General features: G+C 37.1%; 16 protein-coding genes and 2 pseudogenes. 7 read left to right on the top strand and 11 right to left on the bottom strand.

Annotated features, from left to right (window positions below; all coding sequences use genetic code 11):
* Positions 1-14 precede the first annotated feature (14 nt).
* Positions 15-308, bottom strand: a complete 294-nt coding sequence (locus tag K332_RS0115060; protein WP_026908212.1) for a hypothetical protein — start codon at positions 306-308, stop codon at positions 15-17.
* 16 nt (positions 309-324) lie between these two features.
* The gene (locus tag K332_RS0115055; protein ID WP_026908211.1) at positions 325-795 is read right to left on the bottom strand and encodes a low molecular weight protein-tyrosine-phosphatase; all 471 of its coding nucleotides are present in this window, start codon (positions 793-795) and stop codon (positions 325-327) included.
* Positions 796-928: 133 nt separating this feature from the next.
* On the opposite strand from K332_RS0115055, the gene K332_RS0115050 reads away from it, so the two are divergent.
* Positions 929-2290, top strand: coding sequence for an alanine/glycine:cation symporter family protein (locus K332_RS0115050; RefSeq protein ID WP_026908210.1), 1362 nt, complete (start codon positions 929-931; stop codon positions 2288-2290).
* Between the two features lie 157 nt (positions 2291-2447).
* Here the strand turns inward: K332_RS0115050 and K332_RS0115045 are convergent, their stop codons facing one another.
* Entirely contained in the window at positions 2448-2990 is a 543-nt protein-coding gene (locus K332_RS0115045) for a transcription repressor NadR (RefSeq protein ID WP_026908209.1), read from the bottom strand.
* A gap of 198 nt (positions 2991-3188) precedes the next feature.
* Here K332_RS0115045 and K332_RS0115040 point away from each other — a divergent pair, with 198 nt between their 5' ends.
* Together K332_RS0115040 and K332_RS0115035 are read left to right on the top strand one after the other, a co-directional pair.
* Positions 3189-3377 (top strand): hypothetical protein, encoded by a 189-nt coding sequence (locus tag K332_RS0115040; protein WP_026908208.1) that lies wholly within the window; start codon positions 3189-3191, stop codon positions 3375-3377.
* A 1-nt stretch (position 3378) separates the two neighbouring features.
* Complete coding sequence (locus K332_RS0115035; protein ID WP_026908207.1) at positions 3379-4848, top strand: sodium:solute symporter family protein; 1470 nt, start codon at positions 3379-3381, stop codon at positions 4846-4848.
* Between the two features lie 82 nt (positions 4849-4930).
* Here the strand turns inward: K332_RS0115035 and K332_RS0115030 are convergent, their stop codons facing one another.
* The 6 genes and pseudogenes from K332_RS0115030 to K332_RS24525 all read right to left on the bottom strand — a co-directional run.
* Positions 4931-5602, bottom strand: coding sequence for an SOS response-associated peptidase (locus K332_RS0115030; protein WP_026908206.1), 672 nt, complete (start codon positions 5600-5602; stop codon positions 4931-4933).
* A gap of 14 nt (positions 5603-5616) precedes the next feature.
* The gene (locus K332_RS0115025; protein ID WP_026908205.1) at positions 5617-6612 is read right to left on the bottom strand and encodes a glutaminase; all 996 of its coding nucleotides are present in this window, start codon (positions 6610-6612) and stop codon (positions 5617-5619) included.
* A 180-nt stretch (positions 6613-6792) separates the two neighbouring features.
* The gene (locus K332_RS0115020; RefSeq protein ID WP_026908204.1) at positions 6793-7509 is read right to left on the bottom strand and encodes a lysophospholipid acyltransferase family protein; all 717 of its coding nucleotides are present in this window, start codon (positions 7507-7509) and stop codon (positions 6793-6795) included.
* 110 nt (positions 7510-7619) lie between these two features.
* Positions 7620-8138, bottom strand: coding sequence for a hypothetical protein (locus tag K332_RS0115015; protein ID WP_026908203.1), 519 nt, complete (start codon positions 8136-8138; stop codon positions 7620-7622).
* A gap of 93 nt (positions 8139-8231) precedes the next feature.
* Positions 8232-8606 (bottom strand): annotated as a pseudogene (locus K332_RS24530) (CAP domain-containing protein); the annotation flags it as partial.
* A gap of 21 nt (positions 8607-8627) precedes the next feature.
* Positions 8628-8996, bottom strand: a pseudogene (locus K332_RS24525) (CAP domain-containing protein); the annotation flags it as partial.
* A 725-nt stretch (positions 8997-9721) separates the two neighbouring features.
* Between K332_RS24525 and mreBH the strand changes: the two are divergent.
* The 4 genes from mreBH (at position 9722) to K332_RS0114990 (ending at position 15356) form a co-directional block, all read left to right on the top strand.
* Positions 9722-10729, top strand: a complete 1008-nt coding sequence (gene mreBH, locus K332_RS0115005; RefSeq protein WP_026908202.1) for a rod-share determining protein MreBH — start codon at positions 9722-9724, stop codon at positions 10727-10729.
* A gap of 704 nt (positions 10730-11433) precedes the next feature.
* Entirely contained in the window at positions 11434-12591 is a 1158-nt protein-coding gene (locus tag K332_RS0115000; protein WP_026908201.1) for a CaiB/BaiF CoA transferase family protein, read from the top strand.
* A gap of 15 nt (positions 12592-12606) precedes the next feature.
* Complete coding sequence (locus K332_RS0114995; protein ID WP_026908200.1) at positions 12607-13809, top strand: acyl-CoA dehydrogenase family protein; 1203 nt, start codon at positions 12607-12609, stop codon at positions 13807-13809.
* Positions 13810-13907: 98 nt separating this feature from the next.
* Positions 13908-15356, top strand: a complete 1449-nt coding sequence (locus K332_RS0114990) for an NAD-dependent succinate-semialdehyde dehydrogenase (RefSeq protein WP_026908199.1) — start codon at positions 13908-13910, stop codon at positions 15354-15356.
* A 118-nt stretch (positions 15357-15474) separates the two neighbouring features.
* Here the strand turns inward: K332_RS0114990 and K332_RS24520 are convergent, their stop codons facing one another.
* Positions 15475-16539, bottom strand: a complete 1065-nt coding sequence (locus tag K332_RS24520) for a hypothetical protein (protein ID WP_051359485.1) — start codon at positions 16537-16539, stop codon at positions 15475-15477.
* Positions 16526-17050: an RNA polymerase sigma factor gene (locus K332_RS0114980; RefSeq protein WP_026908198.1), complete on the bottom strand. Its 525-nt coding sequence runs from the start codon at positions 17048-17050 to the stop codon at positions 16526-16528. Before K332_RS0114980 ends, K332_RS24520 begins: the two co-directional genes overlap by 14 nt.
* Positions 17051-17266 lie beyond the last annotated feature (216 nt).

Genomic DNA, 17266 nt, shown 5'->3' with positions numbered 1-17266 from the left:
GTACAGGCTTAATATCAGCCCTCTAGTCTTTTTGGCTTTGAAGTTACTCTAGCTATTGAATTCTCTACCTGTTGTAGAGCATTAGCTGCATTTTCTGTTTGAAACACAAGGCTTTCACTGAATTCCTCCATCGCAATTCTTGCATTGTGGATAGACAAAACTGGATTCTTAATAATATCTACAGATTTATCTTTCGCTATGGAAAGTTTGTGTTTTGTATATTTTCTTGTTTCCCAATCAAATAGTGCTGCTGCACCCCCTAAAGCCGCTCCAATAGCAATACTTGAAATCAATCTTCTTTTACTCATGAGGACCTCTCCTTTTTTATATGTTGTGTTTTTCCCTAATATACGAAAGTAAATGAGAACATCCTTCCGTTACTAGTTCATATGTGTAATCAAAGTTTCCTGTATAGTATGGATCCGGAACCTCCTGCTCTTCTCTCTCCTCTACAAAGTCCATTAATTTAGCAACTATTATTTCCTCATTTTGCGAATTAATTTTCTGTAGGTCTTTTATATTTTGGTCATCCATCGCAATAATATAATTAAAATTCTTCCAATCCTTTTTTGAAACTTGTCTTGCCTTCATTCCTTCATAGGAAATCTGTTGTTTATCTAATATTTTTCTTGTACCATGATGAGGCATTTTCCCAACATGCCATCCTTCAATCCCACTTGAATCTACTTCAATTTTATCCGTTAGCTTCTCTTTAACTAATATGTCTCTAAATACTGCTTCCGCCATAGGAGACCGGCAAATATTTCCTAAACAAACAAATAACACCTTAATCATTGTACATTACCCCTTTTACGTCTATTATAAGCAAACTAATCTAAGGAATTAAGTAAAATGATAAAATACCTGTAATTCTTATTGAATGTTCAAAATATTATATCTATAATAGGACAAAAAGGAGGGGAAAAAAATGCAAGAGTTGATCAATGATATTAGCGGTTTTGTCTGGGGGCCACCAACTCTTATCTTGATAGTTGGTACAGGTATTTACTTAACATTACGATTAGGCTTTTTGCAATTCCGTACACTTCCATATGCTTTAAGACTCGCATTTAGCCCAAAAAGACAAGACAAAGCTTCAAAAGGAGACATTAGTCACTATGAAGCATTAACAACCGCCATGGCGGCCACTATTGGGACAGGTAATATTGTCGGGGTGGCTACAGCAGTAGTTCTCGGTGGTCCTGGTGCAGTTTTCTGGATGTGGATTACCGCTTTATTTGGGATGGCAACAAAATACGCCGAAGCAATCTTAGCTGTAAAATATCGTGTAGAAAATAGTAAAGGTGAAATGTCTGGCGGACCAATGTATTACTTAGAAAAAGGGTTAAATGCAAAATGGCTTGGAATTCTATTTGCTATATTCGGTGCGATTGCGGCATTCGGTATTGGTAATATGGTTCAATCCAATTCCGTTTCAGATGCATTAGAGAGTTCCTTTAGCATTCCAACTTGGGCTACTGGAATTGCATTAACACTATTTGCAGGTTTAGTTATTTTAGGTGGAATTAAGAGTATCGGAAAAGTGACTGCTTATTTTGTTCCGGTGATGGCTTTATTTTACGTACTTGGCGGACTGGTTATCATAGTGATGAATTTTAATATTGTACCTGCGGCAATTGGTTTGATTTTCTCAGATGCTTTTACAGGCAGCGCCATAAGCGGGGGAATACTCGGTACATTAATCCGCTACGGGGTGGCACGTGGAGTATTTTCAAATGAGGCTGGACTCGGATCCGCTCCGATTGCAGCAGCTGCTGCAAAAACAGATTATCCAGGACGTCAAGCTCTCGTTTCCATGACACAAGTATTTATTGATACCATTATTGTATGTTCAATCACAGGAATTACAATAGTTATGGCAGGCTTAGCCGGTGGTGGATTGGAAGGCGGTCCACTAACACAAGCATCCTTTGCACATTTCCTAGGTGACTGGGGTGGCCACATTGTGACCATTGGTATTGTACTTTTTGCTTTTTCAACACTTGTTGGTTGGTCTTACTATGGCGAAAAATGTTTTGCATACTTATTCAATGATAAAGTAGTTCCAATTTACCGTATTGCATTTGTTATCGCAATCTTCTGGGGTGCTGTCCAAACCCTAGATCTAGTATGGGGTATTTCAGATGTCATGAACGCGTTAATGGCAATCCCTAACTTAATTGGTCTACTCGGACTTTCTGGTGTAGTTGTTTATGAAACGAAGAAGTTCTTAAAAGTTGCGAAGCAAGAAAAAGAACAAGAAAGACTTGCAAAAGCTTCAGGAGAGTAGTAGGGATTGAATTAAAAGTGAACTTCAGAAAAGGGCAGTTTTCCCCTCTTATTAGGAGAAAATTGTCCTTTTTTCTTAAATAGAATAATGTACGTTTCTATTAAACAGATTCAATGTTTAAAAAGCCACTATATTTCAGTTTTTTTAATAAAAAATATCAGTCCTCAAAAAGATAGCCGGCCTGCTTCAAAGCTTTACATGCCTCATCCAATTGATCCTCACGATCTGCCTCAATTGTATGTAAGTGGATTCCCTCTGTTAATTTTGATAATAGAGATGCTCCCGTTTTCTTCAATTCTGCTATAAAAGTATCCACTTCCCGTCTGTTTCTAATCATTAGGGAGGCCGTGATATCTCCGTATAGTGGATGCTCTACCATAACATTTCGAATTGTTACCCCATAATCAACTAAGGTGTATAGTTCATCTGCAGTCTGCGCAGGTGTATGCTGAACCACAATTATTCTTGTGAACTTTTGATTATTATTATTCTCCTGTAAATACACATACCCCCTTGCTGTTGCAATGATTGGTTCCCCCGTAGCCTTTAGCAATGAAATATCTTGCACAATTACTTGGCGACTGACATTAGTTCTGCTAGATAGTTCTTTACCTGTAATGGGTTCTGCTTCTTCTTTTAGCCAGGACAATATCAACTTTCTACGACTTTCCCCAAGAATTTTATTTGTTTCTCCTTTCATTTCTAAGACCTCCATATGTATAAAATCGTATAATTATCCAATTAATAATATATCTACTATTATATCCTATCACTCTTTGTTCGTATATGAACCAAATTTGTTATTGATTTTTACTTCGCATTATGTAAATATATGTGTAAAGACACATGTAAAGTTTTTATTGAATTACTATTAATCTACTAAAGGAGACAAGCTAACATGGATGGAAAACTATCAAAGCGTATTTGGGGATTGATTATCATTATTGCAATCCTTCTCGCCTATATTATTCCTTATACCGTTTTATCTAATGTGCACACATGGTATGGGAGTTTTTTATTCTGGGGAATAACTGGAATCATCATTATACTTGCAAACATTGTTCTTACTAGGGATTGGAGAGAGTAATTTGAATACAAGTTTTATTATTTGGGGAATTATTATTTATGTTATTATCGCTTCTGTAGTTGCCTTGTTGTCGCGGAAAGGCAACCTTCCAGGTATGTCTGGCTATTTTATCGGAAACAGGAAAATGAATGGGATATTATCTTCCCTTAGTTATAGCGCAACTACATATAGTGCTTTTATGATGGTAGGTTTAGCAGGGTTAACTTATCAAGGCGGCGTTGGTGCACTTGGTTTTGAAATTGTTTACTTTACAGGAGTTTCGCTAATTCTAATTTTTGGACCAAGATTCTGGTTAGCTGGAAAGAAAAATGGTTATGTTACACCATCAGAGATGCTCGGGGATCGTTATCAGAGTAAATCTGCAGCAGCAGTTATTGCAATTATGAGTTGTTTATTTTTAATTCCGTATAGTGCTGTTCAATTAGCTGGAGTTGGCTATCTATTGCAGGGAATGACTGATAATCGGATTCCCTATTCTTTAGGTGTTATTATAGCAGTTATATTAGCTGTATTCTTTTCTTATACGGCAGGAATTCGCTCCGTTGTTTGGACGGATTCGCTTCAAGCTTTATTCATGATTGTTACGTCAACAGTCGTTGTCTTAATTATTGTTAATTCACTTGGGGGCTTTGGGCAATTTTTTGAAAACCTTCAAGTAGATCATCCAGAATCCTTATCCGTGCCAGGAAATGGATATTTTAGCATTCTAACTTTCTTAGGGTTAACGATTCCATGGTTTTTTTTCAGTATTTCAAATCCACAAGTAAGTCAGCGGTTGTTTATGCCAAATTCATTTAAAGGGCTTCGCCAAATGTTAATTGGCTTTCTTGTCTTTGGATTTATTTATACGTTTGTATCTGTAATGTGGGGTTTCTCAGCACTTCAGTTATTTCCAGACTTGGAGAATGCAGACCTAGCAACACCATCATTACTGTCGTCTGACACCGTTCCACCAATTTTAGGTGTCATTGTCATGGTTGGTATCTTGGCTGCAGCAGTTTCTACCATTGACTCTATTATGCTGACGTTATCGTCCATGTTTGCACGAGATGTTTATGGAAATATGAAAAGTAGACCTGATGATAACAAACAGTTAAAAGCAGGTAAAATCTTTATTCCTATCATTGCAATTTTAGCTTACGCTTTTGCTGAATTAGAATTGAACCTCATCGCAGTATTATCCGTTGCTGCTTCTTCCGGATTAATCGTTTCCGTGCCAGCCATTATAGGTGCTTTTTTCTGGAAACGTGGAACGGCTGCTGGCGTTATTATCAGTGTTGTAGTTAGTGCTTTAATAGTATTGGTGCTTGAAGCAACTGGGACAAAGCCACTTGGACTAGGTGCAGGAATCTGTGGACTGATACTATCGACAGTATTATTTGTCGGGGTCAGCATTTTCACACATGCACCTAAGGATAAAGCTGAGGAATTTGTGAATTTGATGAAAGAGCATCGTAAGAAGACGGTTTAAATAGCGAAAGTCCGTGATTAGTTCCCACGGACTTTTTACTTTTTTTTAGCTAATTTATTTTTAAAAGTTTTATGCCAGCAACCTAATCTACCAATGGCACTATACAAGCCTCATCATTATTCTTAGCTGCATTTACATGACTTGAAACATTATAAGCAGTTAGCTCAACAGGTTCTACATGAAAAAGAAACTCTCTTGCCTCCGTTGGTTCCATTCGTCCTGGCTTTATCCATTCATCTTCCATTACTTTTGGTAAAATAATTGGCTCACGATGATGTATTTCCCTCATAAATGGATTAGCATCACGGGTTAAAATAGTACATGTAAATAAATCCCTATCGTTGTGACTCCATTTATCCCATAACCCTGCAAATGCAAATAACTTACGTTCAGCTACATGGATTCGCTTAGGTTGCTTACTACCATCTTCATTTCTTTTCCATTCATAAAAACTATCAGCAATGACCAAACAACGTTTTCGAGACATAAGATTTTTAAAGCTTGGTTTTTCATGTGCGGATTCACTTCTAGCATTAATCATTTTATAGCCGATTTTCTCATCCTTGGCCCATGAAGGTACAAGTCCCCAGCGCAAATAACCTGCTCGTTTCTTTTTCCCATCATGAATAACTGCTAGAACATTTTGGCCAGGTGCTACATTGTAGCTTGGATGATAATCTCCTATTTCTTGTTCGATTCCAAATTCCTCTAGAATTTCAAGTTCGTCAGCTAGCATGGTATATCTTCCACACATAGAAAGTCCCCCAATCAAAAAATACTTAAATCCCATTGTGATGCTATATGCTTTAACAGTTTCATCCCCGCTATACTATTTCCTCTATCCTCAAGCGCAGGCCCATAAACCCCAATACCACATCCATCAATAAAAGGAAACTGCATTGGTCGGACCCTTGGTGGAGCAAGTGCTACAATCCCACCCGATACACCACTTTTTGCAGGAATACCAACATACGTTGCAAATTTCCCCGATGCATCATACATCCCACATGTTAGCATTAATGCTTTTGTTGTTCGAGCAATTTGTCGTGGGATAATCTCTTCCTCACTCTCAGGGTCTAATCCATCATTCGCCAAAATTAAGCCAATTCTAGCTAAATCATTGACTGTCGTTTCAATGGAACATTGCTTGAAGTAGGTTTCTAATGTTACTCCGAGATCTGATTCTAATAAACCAGTTTCCAATAAATAATAGCCGATTGCCCGATTTCTGGCGGAAGTCTCATCTTCTGATTTAAATACCTGTTGATTGATGATTGGACGATAGCCAACTATTTTCTCCAATAAATCAAAAACAGGGTTTAGTTTTTCTTGAGAATTTTTCCCTTCCAACATAGATGTAACCGTGATGGCACCTGCATTTACAAATGGATTAAAAGGTTTGTTTAAACTTTTCATCTCTAAATGCATAATCGAGTTAAATGCTTCACCCGTTGGTTCTACATCTACTCTGTCTAGTACATAACTAACTCCTCTTTCCATACAAGCAACAATAAATGTAAGTACTTTCGATATACTTTGTATTGTAAAAACAACATCAACATCTCCGGAGCTAATTACCATACCATTTTTCCCATGTATGGAAATCCCAAGATGTTCTGGGTTTGCCTCTGCCAATACAGGAATATACGTGGCCACTTTTCCTTCTTTTGTTGCCTTACGGTAAAACCGAACCCAATCATCCACATACTCTTGTATCCATTCTCTGTCTAATTGCGTGTTTAAATTCACTGTACCTTGAACCACATGAATTCACCTCAAATTCTAAAAGAACATAAAATCATATTTCTAGTATGCTTCGTTACTTAAGGGATAATGTTATGTTTAATAAAAAACAGTGGGGTAACTTTTGTCCTCACTGTTTTTATATGCCCGGATGTATACTATCGTGTGGTGACTACTAAATCCTCTTTAATTTCTCGCGTATTATTGTGGCAAGCCAGTTGCAACAATATCCTGAAGATTTTCAGCAAGCTCTGCACTCTTTAATGACTGATAACTCTCTGGAAAAATTGGTTCATGGATGATCATACTTACTGATGCGCCCTTCACCTGTCCATTATTTTCCTCTAGCATTTTATACGTTCCATAGATTGTTACTGGAACGATTGGGACATTAGCTTTTGTTGCTAAACGGAGACTTCCTGGTTTAAATTCACTTAACGCTGTCCCCTTACTTCTTGTTCCCTCAGGAAAAACGACAAGAGAATACCCATTTTTCAAATTTTCAATTCCTTGATTTATTGCCTTCATAGACTGACGGCGGTCTGTCCGGTCTATAAAAACACAATTTAACAGTCCCATCCAAGTTCGAATGATAGGAAGCTTGTTAATTTCCTTTTTGGCAATAAACCCAATAGGTTTTCCTAAGTGTCCTAGAAAAGCTAAAATATCGAATATTCCTTGATGGTTTGCAACATATAGTACAGCTTCGTCTGGAATATTTTCTCTTCCAGTGACATGGACACTTGTACCTGCTTTTTTCAAAACCTTTGCTGAAACATTCTGTGGAGTTTCAAAAATCTCTTTTCTTATTTCAACCGTTGTTGGCAGCTGGAATAATTTTTTTGCCTTTTGTAATTTAAAGATACTACCTAATACTAATAATACAGAATATGTATATATTTTTATTGTAAATAACATAACGTTCCCCCCAACAATTCATTATACTTCGTTGATGATAAAGGAACAATTATTAACCAACTATTTCAGCTGAGAAAAGCGCAATTGGTTAGTTGCATTTCCCTCACACATTAATAATCCCCATTAATACGTTGATCTATTTTCTTATTAATTTCCTTACTTCGTTCACTCTCATTAAAAAGGTCATACCAAGTAACATCTTGTCCCGCAAATCCGTATATGTCTACCAAAATTAATTTTATCATTTTTGCATGTTCCTTAATGAAAAATTCTTCCTCTTCTGTAATCGTTCCTTGTTTTGATGACTTTTCTAACACTTCGCCAATCTCCCAAAGCATATTTCCTACTTCACTAATACGATTCGGTGATTCATGAAACAACTCTACTTTATCCCACAATTGACTATAAAGATTTGATAAAAATTGTTTCCCATGTTCTGTCTGTATCGCTTCCTCCATATTCGTTTCCATAATTGTTGTAAGCAAATAACGAGTATCATCTACTGAATATTTATAGTGAATGCCAGCTTCAATTTTCATGTCTTTTATATCTTTATAAAGGGATGAGCTAAGGTAAGCCAGCAGAAAACAAGTTAAACTTAATAGTGCAATTACATAGTTCTTTTTCATCATATCCCTCCAATACAATTTATTTTATCATAAAATTCTTACTACTATAATTTTAAAAAAGACAGTAATCCATTGAATTACTGTCCCCTTTATCTACCTTCCAATAAATTGCTGTGTCCATACAATATCCTCTTTCACAAATCCTACTCCGATATGTGTATAATTAGCATTTAATATATTTTCACGATGACCTTCACTATTCATCCATGCCTGCACAACTTCCTCAGGAGTAAATTGGCCTCTTGCTATATTTTCTCCTGCCGTATCATACGTAACACCGAATTGATCCATCATGTCAAAAGGCGTACCATATGTTGGACTTGTATGATCAAAATAATCATGTTCAGCCATATCTAATGACTTCGTACGGGCGGATTCGGCAAGCTTTGTATCAACTGACAATGGTGCTAATCCATGCTTTTCCCTCTCCTTATTTGTTAAATCCACTACTTGTTTTTCAAATTCTTCTTGATTAACTGTGTTTTCAAGACGTTTAATAAAATGCTGAGTCCAATAAAATCCATTCTCGGAAAAGCCAATTCCTATATGAGTAAAATCAGAATGTAGAATGTTTTCCTTATGCCCTTCACTATCCATCCAAGCCTGGACAACTTCTTGTGGTGTAGTTTGCCCCTTTGCAATATTTTCACCTGCTGAGTAATACGTTATTCCAAATTGATTCATCATATCAAAGGGCGAACCGTATGTTGGACTATCATGTGAAAAATAGCTATTGGATGCCATATCAAGCGACTTTTCTCGTGCAACTACAGCTAATTTTTCATCTAGCTTTAATGGCTTTAATCCCTGCTTTTCTCTTTCTATATTAGTAAGTCTGAGGACCTCTTGTTCATATTCAGCTTGATTGACAATTACTTTTTCCTGGGACCCTTTATTAGGCTTTTGATGGTTTTCTTTAGTCGGTTTCTCTTCTACTTTTGATTTTTCTTTCTTAGCCTCTTGTCTTTTGTATTTTGGAACATGATTATCCGGCTCACTCTTTTCGATCTCTTTTTCTTCTTTCAAAGCCAAAACCTGTTCATTTAATTCTTTCCAGTTTATCTGTGCAAAAAAATCATGTTCTATTTCTTTTGGTATTATAAAATAGTCTTCCATGGTAGTTGCGGTATAGTTATAAAAAGTTCCATCTTTGAAAAAGTACCGTTGAAAAAATTCTTTACTTTCTGCAGACATGAATCCTGGCATTACAAAAATTGTAATTAATATAAAGAGTAATCCTATTCGTATGTATTTAGTTTTCAAGAAGAATCACTCCTTCATTCCATTTTCTACAAGAATTCGACAACTATTATTTTCATTATCGCATGTTTCTTTACATATGAATTTTCCAGTTTTATTACAATTAATCTAAAATGTAAAGCAATTGAAACTTGAGTTCCCACGAAATATACCTTATTTTATATAGTAGCGTTATTTTATTAGACTTAACCCAATAATTGCTAATAAATGTTAACTAGCTTGTAGATAATAAGATTATATTGTCTTTTAACACCCATAAAATTTATGTCGAAATAGAACGTTATAAGTAGGACTACTATTTGTCATCATTGGAGGAACTCATTATGTTTTCAAATGCAGAAATTGGAATTGATTTAGGAACTGCAAATATACTTATTTATTCAAAAAATAAAGGAATTATATTAAATGAACCATCGGTTGTAGCAATCGATATTAATACAAAGCAAGTCGTAGCAGTTGGTCAAGAAGCGAAAGAAATGATTGGTAAAACTCCACGAAATATTGTACCGATTCGTCCGTTACGAGATGGTGTTATTGCGGACTATGAAATAACTGCACAAATGTTAAAAGCTTTCCTAAGAAAAGTTAGTAAAATACTCGGCATGTCCATGCGTAAGCCAAATGTTGTTGTTTGTACACCATCTGGTAGTACAACCGTTGAAAGACGAGCTATTCATAATGCAGTAACAAGCTATGGTGCCAAAAACGTTCATTTAATTGAAGAACCTGTAGCAGCAGCGATTGGCGCAGACCTACCAGTTGACGAACCAATTGCTAACGTGATTGTTGATATCGGTGGAGGTACCGCAGAAATAGGAATTATTTCTCTTGGTGGAGTAGTATCTTCTAGTTCTGTTAGAGTTGGTGGAGATAAGATGGATGATGAAATTATTCAGTACATCCGCAAGAAATACAATATTTTAATTGGTGAACGTACTGCTGAAAATGTAAAAATGGAAATCGGTCATGCACATCCTAATCATAAAGAAGAGTTTGTAGATATTCGTGGTCGAGATATGGTTACTGGTTTACCAAAAACAATCTCTATCTCTTCCCATGAGGTATATGAAGCAATTAAAGAATCTCTTGAACGTATCTTACATGCAATCCGTGTAACACTAGAAAATTGTCCGCCTGAACTAAGTGGTGACATCGTTGATCACGGAATAGTCATTACTGGCGGTGGTTCCTTATTAAAAGGTATGCAAGAATGGCTTGCAAATGAACTATCTGTACCAGTTCATTTAGCACCAAATCCTTTAGAATCTGTTGCGATTGGTACTGGTAAAGCTATTAAGATGATTTCAAAGCTTGAAAAAGCAGCAAAATAATGTAGAACGGGAGCACTAGCTCTCGTTTTTTTTGCTATGTTAGTTTATGGCTGATGTTTACTTTTCCTGGCCGATATTTCTGAGGTATGGCGGATAGTTTCTTTCCCTGGCCGATATTTCTGTGGAATGGCGGATAGTTTCTTTCCCTGGCCGATATTTCTGTGGAATGGCGGATAGTTACCTTTTCTGGCCGATATTTCTGAGGAATGGCGGATAGTTACCTTTCCTGGCCGATATTTCTGAGGTATGGCGGATAGTTTCTTTTCCTGGCCGATATTTCTGAGTAATGGCTGATAATTACCTTTCCTGGCCGATATTTCTGAGGAACGGCGGATAATTACCTTTCCTGGCCGATATTTCTGAGGAATGGCGGATAGTTATTTTTCCTGGCCGATATTTCTGAGGAATGGCGGATAGTTACTCTCCCAGCCGATAATCACCTGATCAAATTTACACAATACCTATTTACAAATTTTTCAGAATACATTAAACTGTAATAAAGAGTCATGTTAAAGTGATTGCATCACTATCCCACATGACCTTTCCTTAAATTAAATCATTTAACTTACTGCCTAGCTTGTTCACAGTTCAAATCCTGATCTGTATCAACAAGCCTCAAGCCAGTTCATTATGGATTACAGCAATTAGCTGTGTTCATTTTGGATTGGCTTTTTTAATGCAAATTTTAAGAAAGGAGTGAAGCCGTGTCAGGAGCTTTAGAGAATATAAGAGTTCTTGATTTAACTCGGGTACTTGCTGGCCCTTATTGCACGATGATTCTTGGGGATCTCGGTGCTGAGGTTATCAAAGTGGAAGCACCTGGTGGCAGTGATGAAACTCGAAAATGGGGACCACCATTCCAGAATGACATAAGTGCCTATTATCTTTGCGCAAACCGAAATAAAAAAAGTATCACGCTCAACTTAAAGTCACAAGAAAGCATTGAAACGATTAAAAGTCTTGTTAAAGAATCAGATGTTGTTATTCATAACTTCAAAACTGGAACGATGGAGCGCTTCGGAATTGATTATGAACAGCTTTCCAAAATCAATCCGGGAATCGTTTTCTGTTCTATTACTGGTTTTGGGGAAACAGGTCCATATAAGGATTTACCTGGATATGATTTTATTATCCAAGGAATGAGTGGGTTGATGAGTATAACAGGTGATGAACAATCCGGTCCGCAAAAAGTTGGTGTAGCAATTACTGATATTTTAACAGGATTGTATGCGGCAATTGGTATTCAAGCCGCACTACTAGAACGAGAGCAATCCGGCAAAGGACAGAAGCTGGACCTCTCTCTCTACGATACTGCTATCAGTGCACTAGTTAATATCGGAAGTAATTACCTGATGTCAGAAAAAATCCCTTCCCGACTAGGTAACCATCATGCCAATATTGTCCCATACCAAACATTTAATACGATGGATGGGGAAATGGTGGTTGCTGTTGGAAATGACAATCAGTTCAAAGCTTTTTGTTCAATTTTAGGGAAAGATCACTATAGTGAGGATGAACGTTTTAAAACAAATCCTGCTCGTGTTGAAAATCGGGATATAATCATTCCACTCATCCAAGAAATTTTACTAACAAAGCCAACAAGTTACTGGCTGGATAAATGTCATGAGAACAATATTCCTTGTGGCCCGATTCAGAATATAGAAGAAGTAACCAAAGATCCTCAACTACATGCTCGAGAGATGTTCCTAGAAGTGGGGCATCCAACAGCTGGTCTGATCAAAATGATTGGTAGTCCACTAAAACTTTCCCGGACTCCAACAACCTTAAGACATCACCCTCCAAACCCAGGCGAGCATAATGAGGAAATCTTACATTCTATTCATAAATCTAATATAAACTAATAGGAGAGATGACAAATGAATTTTAATTTTACAGAAGAACAGAATATGTTACGGGATACTGTGAGAAGTTTTGTAGATAAAGAGATAATGCCCTTTATCACGGATTGGGATCGTGAAGGACAATTCGACCCTACTATTTATAATAAGTTAGCTAATCTTGGACTAATGGGAGTTTGTATCCCTGAGGAATACGGTGGTAGTGGGATGGATTATAATGCCCTCGCCATTGTGTGTGAGGAGTTAGAACGTGGGGATACAGCATTCCGTACTGCCGTTTCTGTTCATACAGGATTAAACTCTATGACTCTATTGCAATGGGGAAATGAAGAACAAAAACAAAAATACCTAACCCCTCAAGCAGAAGGAAGTAAAATTGGTGCTTTCGGATTAACAGAGCCAGGTGCTGGTTCTGACGTAGCTGCCTTACAATCAACAGCAGTTAAAGATGGCGATCATTATATTTTGAATGGCTCTAAGACTTGGATTTCCCTTTGTGATGTTGCTGACCATTTCCTAGTGTTCGCTTATACAGATAAATCAAAAAAACATCACGGTATTTCTGCCTTTATCGTTGATAGAACATGGGATGGTTTTTCTTCAAAAGCGATTAAAGGAAAACATGGTATTCGCTCTGGTAATACTGGTGAGCTATTCTTTGACAATGTAAAAGTTCCTGCTGAAAACTTACTTGGTGAAGAAGGAGAAGGATTCAAAATCGCGATGTCTGCACTCGATAACGGCCGCTTCACAGTTGCTGCTGGTGCAGTTGGTCAAATCATGGCTTGTATCGAATCAAGTGTAAAGTACTGCCATGAGCGTGAAACTTTTGGCAAATCAATTGGTCGCCACCAGTTAGTTCAACAAATGATTGCAAAGATGGAAGCTGGTCTGCAAATGAGCCGCCTGCTTGTGTATCGTGCCGGAGAATTAAAGAATGAAGGAAAGCGTAACACGAGAGAAACATCTCTGGCAAAATGGCAGGCTTGTGATTTTGCCAATAAAGCAGCAGATGATGCCATGCAAATCCATGGTGCTTACGGTTATTCGGATGAGTATCCAGTGGAGCGTTACCTACGTAATTCTAAAGCTCCAGTTATTTATGAAGGAACGCGTGAAATTCATACGGTCATGCAGGCAGAATATGTCCTTGGTTATCGTACCGACAAGCCCTTAAACAATATGCTACCAGCATGGAACCCGAATAAAGAATTAGTTTAATTGAACGGATTAAAATCGCACCTGCAAATTGATAGAATAATGCAGGTGCGTTATGCTTACTTATAGTAATACGAATAGAATTTTGGGGAGGATGGAAAATGATTTCAACATTAACGAAAAGTATTTACATTCATGGAGAATGGCGTGAAGTTGACGAATCAAAAACACAAACTGTTTATAACCCAGCAACCCTAGAGCCCATTACAGATGTAGCTTTGGGCGGACAACAAGAAACGCGTGATGCGATTGAAGCTGCGTCTCATGCATTCCCTGCATGGAGTGAAATGACTGGCCGTCATCGTTCACGTATCTTATACAAAGCTGCAGAGCTAATGCGAAAAGATGCAAAACGTCTTGGTGGAATTCTTACAAAAGAACAAGGAAAACCATTGAACGAAGCTATTGGCGAAGTAAAAGGTGCAGCAGGATTTTTACTTTGGTATGCAGAAGAAGCTTCTCGCGGTTATGGGGAGTGGATCCCTTCTTCAGTTAAGCATAAGCGAATGTTAGTCATTCCAAAACCAATCGGCGTAGTGGGTGCAATCACACCTTGGAATTTCCCTTCATCCATGATTACCCGTAAATTAGGTCCTGCACTTGCTGCTGGTTGTACTACCGTGTTAAAACCATCACCTGAGACTCCTCTATCAGCTATTGAAATTGTGAAGATATTCGAGGAAGCCGGCATGCCTCCAGGTGTAGTGAACCTTGTAACCGGAGATGCACAGGCAATCGGAAAAGAAATGCTTACGAATAAAGATGTTAAACTTATAACATTCACTGGCTCTACTGCTGTCGGAAAATACTTAATGCGTGAAGCTAGTGATCAGATGAAGAAAGTATCGCTTGAACTTGGCGGTCATGCTCCAATTATTGCTTTTGAAGATGCTGATTTGGACAAAGCTACGACATTGTCTATCGCAAGTAAATTCCGAAACAACGGGCAAACTTGCATTTGTGCGAACCGTTTATATGTTCACAAATCGATTGCAGATGAATTTACTGCTTTATTAAAAGAAAAGCTAGAGAAGATGAAAGTTGGCTCTGGGCTAGAAGACGGAATAGAACTTGGACCACTTATAAGTGAGCAAGCTCGTGAAAAAGTAGAAGCTCATTTAGCAGATGCACTAGAAAAAGGCGCTCAAATTGTATCTGGTGGAAACAAATGGGACGGCGAGTTAAAAGGTTACTTCTGCCCTCCAACCATTGTTAAACACGCAACGGATGATATGGTTGTTATGAATGAGGAAACATTTGGACCACTTTTCCCGATCCAAACCTTTACAGACGAAGATGAGGTAATAAAAAAAGCCAATGATACGGATTATGGATTGGCTGCATATATTTTCACTCAAAACACTGCGCGCACGTTACGTGTTGCGGAAAAATTAGACTACGGTATGGTTGGCGTGAATGATGTCTTCCCATCTGTTCCAGAAGCGCCATTTGGTGGAATTAAGCAATCTGGTAGTGGCGGTAAAGAGGGCGGACATCACGGAATGGATGAATTTTTGGAGAAGAAGTTAGTTTCGATTGCGATTGATTAAGTAAATAAAGAGTATATAAGTCAGATGCGCTGATTAGCAATCAATACAAAAAGACACTAGTAACAGAAAACGTTGGAATAATTATTCCAACGTTTTCTGCTTCAGATTTAATATAAAACTATTCATTGATTTCCAAAATTATAATATCAAACAGTTCTTCATTTGTATAAAGAAGAAATGCCCATTCTCCTTGTTCTGGTACTTTTACACTTGATGGTATATGGGCATCCGCACCATTATTTTCTCCTCCCAGTTCAATTGTCCAACCAGTTGTTAGAATTTGATGAACAGTTTCTGTATCTTTATGATAACCGACTACAGTTAATTTTGTATTTGTTGGATTATTAACTCCCCAAAGATACCACATCCATTTTTGTCCATCTAAGCTAGGCATTTCAGCACCTATAATACCCGATTTATTTTGATTTCCGATAATATTATGGTTAAGCCTTTCCGCTTTATGGTTCCAATCAATTCCCATGAAATCACTATCTAGGACAAAATTAGGTATATCACTTGGCAAACTTGTACCCATCTTTTTAATATTGATGTATTTACTCAATGAATTTCCATTAAGTTCAAATTCATATTCTTTTTGATTGGTAACTTGTATGGATATCTTAGGTGCTATATAAATCTCTTCTGCCCCATTATTCGGAGGTTCTACTGCAACAAATAATTCTAATTCAGCTTGCCCAGTTTCAAGTCCATCATGTTCTAAAAACTGAAAATCGAAGACATCTCCCTTTTTAATTGGGGACCCATCAGCATACAAACTAGTAGGTGAAGCGATTAGTTTTCCATTTTGATAAACTTCTAAAGTCATCGAGTATATATCATAGGGAAGATTGTTTTTAACATTAAAAGTATATCTCACTTCTTCTGAGTCTTCGGCAACTGTTGATATGGAATTTTCCTCTGAAATTCCTTGTGTTATTTCAGTTCTATTATCACTTGTAAGATCTAGGTTCCCATTTAATAAAGGAAGCGCAATGATTACTAATAATAACACCGCCATAGCTGAAGCTACATAATACTTCCATTGAAACGGTGTACGTTTTTTTTGTGGTTTATTCATATTCAAATTAATCTCTGATAAAATTTTGGATTGTTCTTGTTCTGGCAGCACAAATCTCTGATTCAACGATTTTAACCCTGGATTCAAATCATCATATTGTCTCATGGCTAAAATTCTCCTTTTCCAATTCTTTTCGAAGAGCTTTCATGCCCCTAAATAAATTTACTTTCACCTTATTTTCAGTCCATCCAAGAATTGCCGCTGTCTCATGAATAGAAAACTCCTTAATCTTTCGCAACACAATAACGTCCCGATAAGCAAGCTTCAATTTACTCAGCGCCAGATAAAGCTCCTGTTCTGATTCATTAAGTATCGCAAATTGCTCTGGTGTATAATCAGCTGCTTTAATAACTGGAATGGAATCTAAGAAATAGGCAATCGGTTTCTTCTTTCGTATATCATCAATAGTAAGATTTCTTGCAATCCGGAATAGCCAGCCTCTAACATTTTCACCCCTGAAAGAATCAATGCTGCTGTAAGCACGCAGAAAAGTTTCTTGGAGAATATCTTTGGCATGCTCGTGATCACTTATTAAAAAATAAACATAATTATACACATCATTGCTATATTCACGATACCAATCATTAATCTGCCCTTTCCTTATCTGCAGGTCCATGACCTCATATCCTCTCAATCTATTATTTTTCTATTTACTTAATCAACGGATGACTTTGATAAAAGTTACAACATTTATCAAAAGACTCTGTTAACGTTTCTTGTTGAAGATAACGAAAAAAAATAGACCTTCCATTATCTAGAAGATCTATTTTGTAGTATAGCATTATTTCACTTTAACCTAATTTAATTTTCAGACCCAAACTTGAGCGTCCTT

Source organism: Paucisalibacillus globulus DSM 18846, assembly GCF_000482485.1.
Taxonomy (GTDB): domain Bacteria; phylum Bacillota; class Bacilli; order Bacillales; family Amphibacillaceae; genus Ornithinibacillus; species Ornithinibacillus globulus.
Note: the sequence above shows the minus strand (reverse complement) of the source record. Positions and strands in the feature narration are given on the sequence as shown.

Excerpts from the sequence above, each read along its gene's own strand:
- K332_RS0115060 (WP_026908212.1), bottom strand. The coding sequence starts at position 308 with ATGAGTAAAAGAAGATTGATTTCAAGTATTGCTATTGGAGCGGCTTTA.
- K332_RS0115055 (WP_026908211.1), bottom strand. The coding sequence starts at position 795 with ATGATTAAGGTGTTATTTGTTTGTTTAGGAAATATTTGCCGGTCTCCT.
- K332_RS0115050 (WP_026908210.1), top strand. The coding sequence starts at position 929 with ATGCAAGAGTTGATCAATGATATTAGCGGTTTTGTCTGGGGGCCACCA.
- K332_RS0115045 (WP_026908209.1), bottom strand. The coding sequence starts at position 2,990 with ATGAAAGGAGAAACAAATAAAATTCTTGGGGAAAGTCGTAGAAAGTTG.
- K332_RS0115040 (WP_026908208.1), top strand. The coding sequence starts at position 3,189 with ATGGATGGAAAACTATCAAAGCGTATTTGGGGATTGATTATCATTATT.
- K332_RS0115030 (WP_026908206.1), bottom strand. The coding sequence starts at position 5,602 with ATGTGTGGAAGATATACCATGCTAGCTGACGAACTTGAAATTCTAGAG.
- K332_RS0115020 (WP_026908204.1), bottom strand. The coding sequence starts at position 7,509 with ATGTTATTTACAATAAAAATATATACATATTCTGTATTATTAGTATTA.
- K332_RS0115015 (WP_026908203.1), bottom strand. The coding sequence starts at position 8,138 with ATGAAAAAGAACTATGTAATTGCACTATTAAGTTTAACTTGTTTTCTG.
- mreBH (WP_026908202.1), top strand. The coding sequence starts at position 9,722 with ATGTTTTCAAATGCAGAAATTGGAATTGATTTAGGAACTGCAAATATA.
- K332_RS0114995 (WP_026908200.1), top strand. The coding sequence starts at position 12,607 with ATGAATTTTAATTTTACAGAAGAACAGAATATGTTACGGGATACTGTG.
- K332_RS0114990 (WP_026908199.1), top strand. The coding sequence starts at position 13,908 with ATGATTTCAACATTAACGAAAAGTATTTACATTCATGGAGAATGGCGT.
- K332_RS24520 (WP_051359485.1), bottom strand. The coding sequence starts at position 16,539 with ATGAGACAATATGATGATTTGAATCCAGGGTTAAAATCGTTGAATCAG.
- K332_RS0114980 (WP_026908198.1), bottom strand. The coding sequence starts at position 17,050 with ATGGACCTGCAGATAAGGAAAGGGCAGATTAATGATTGGTATCGTGAA.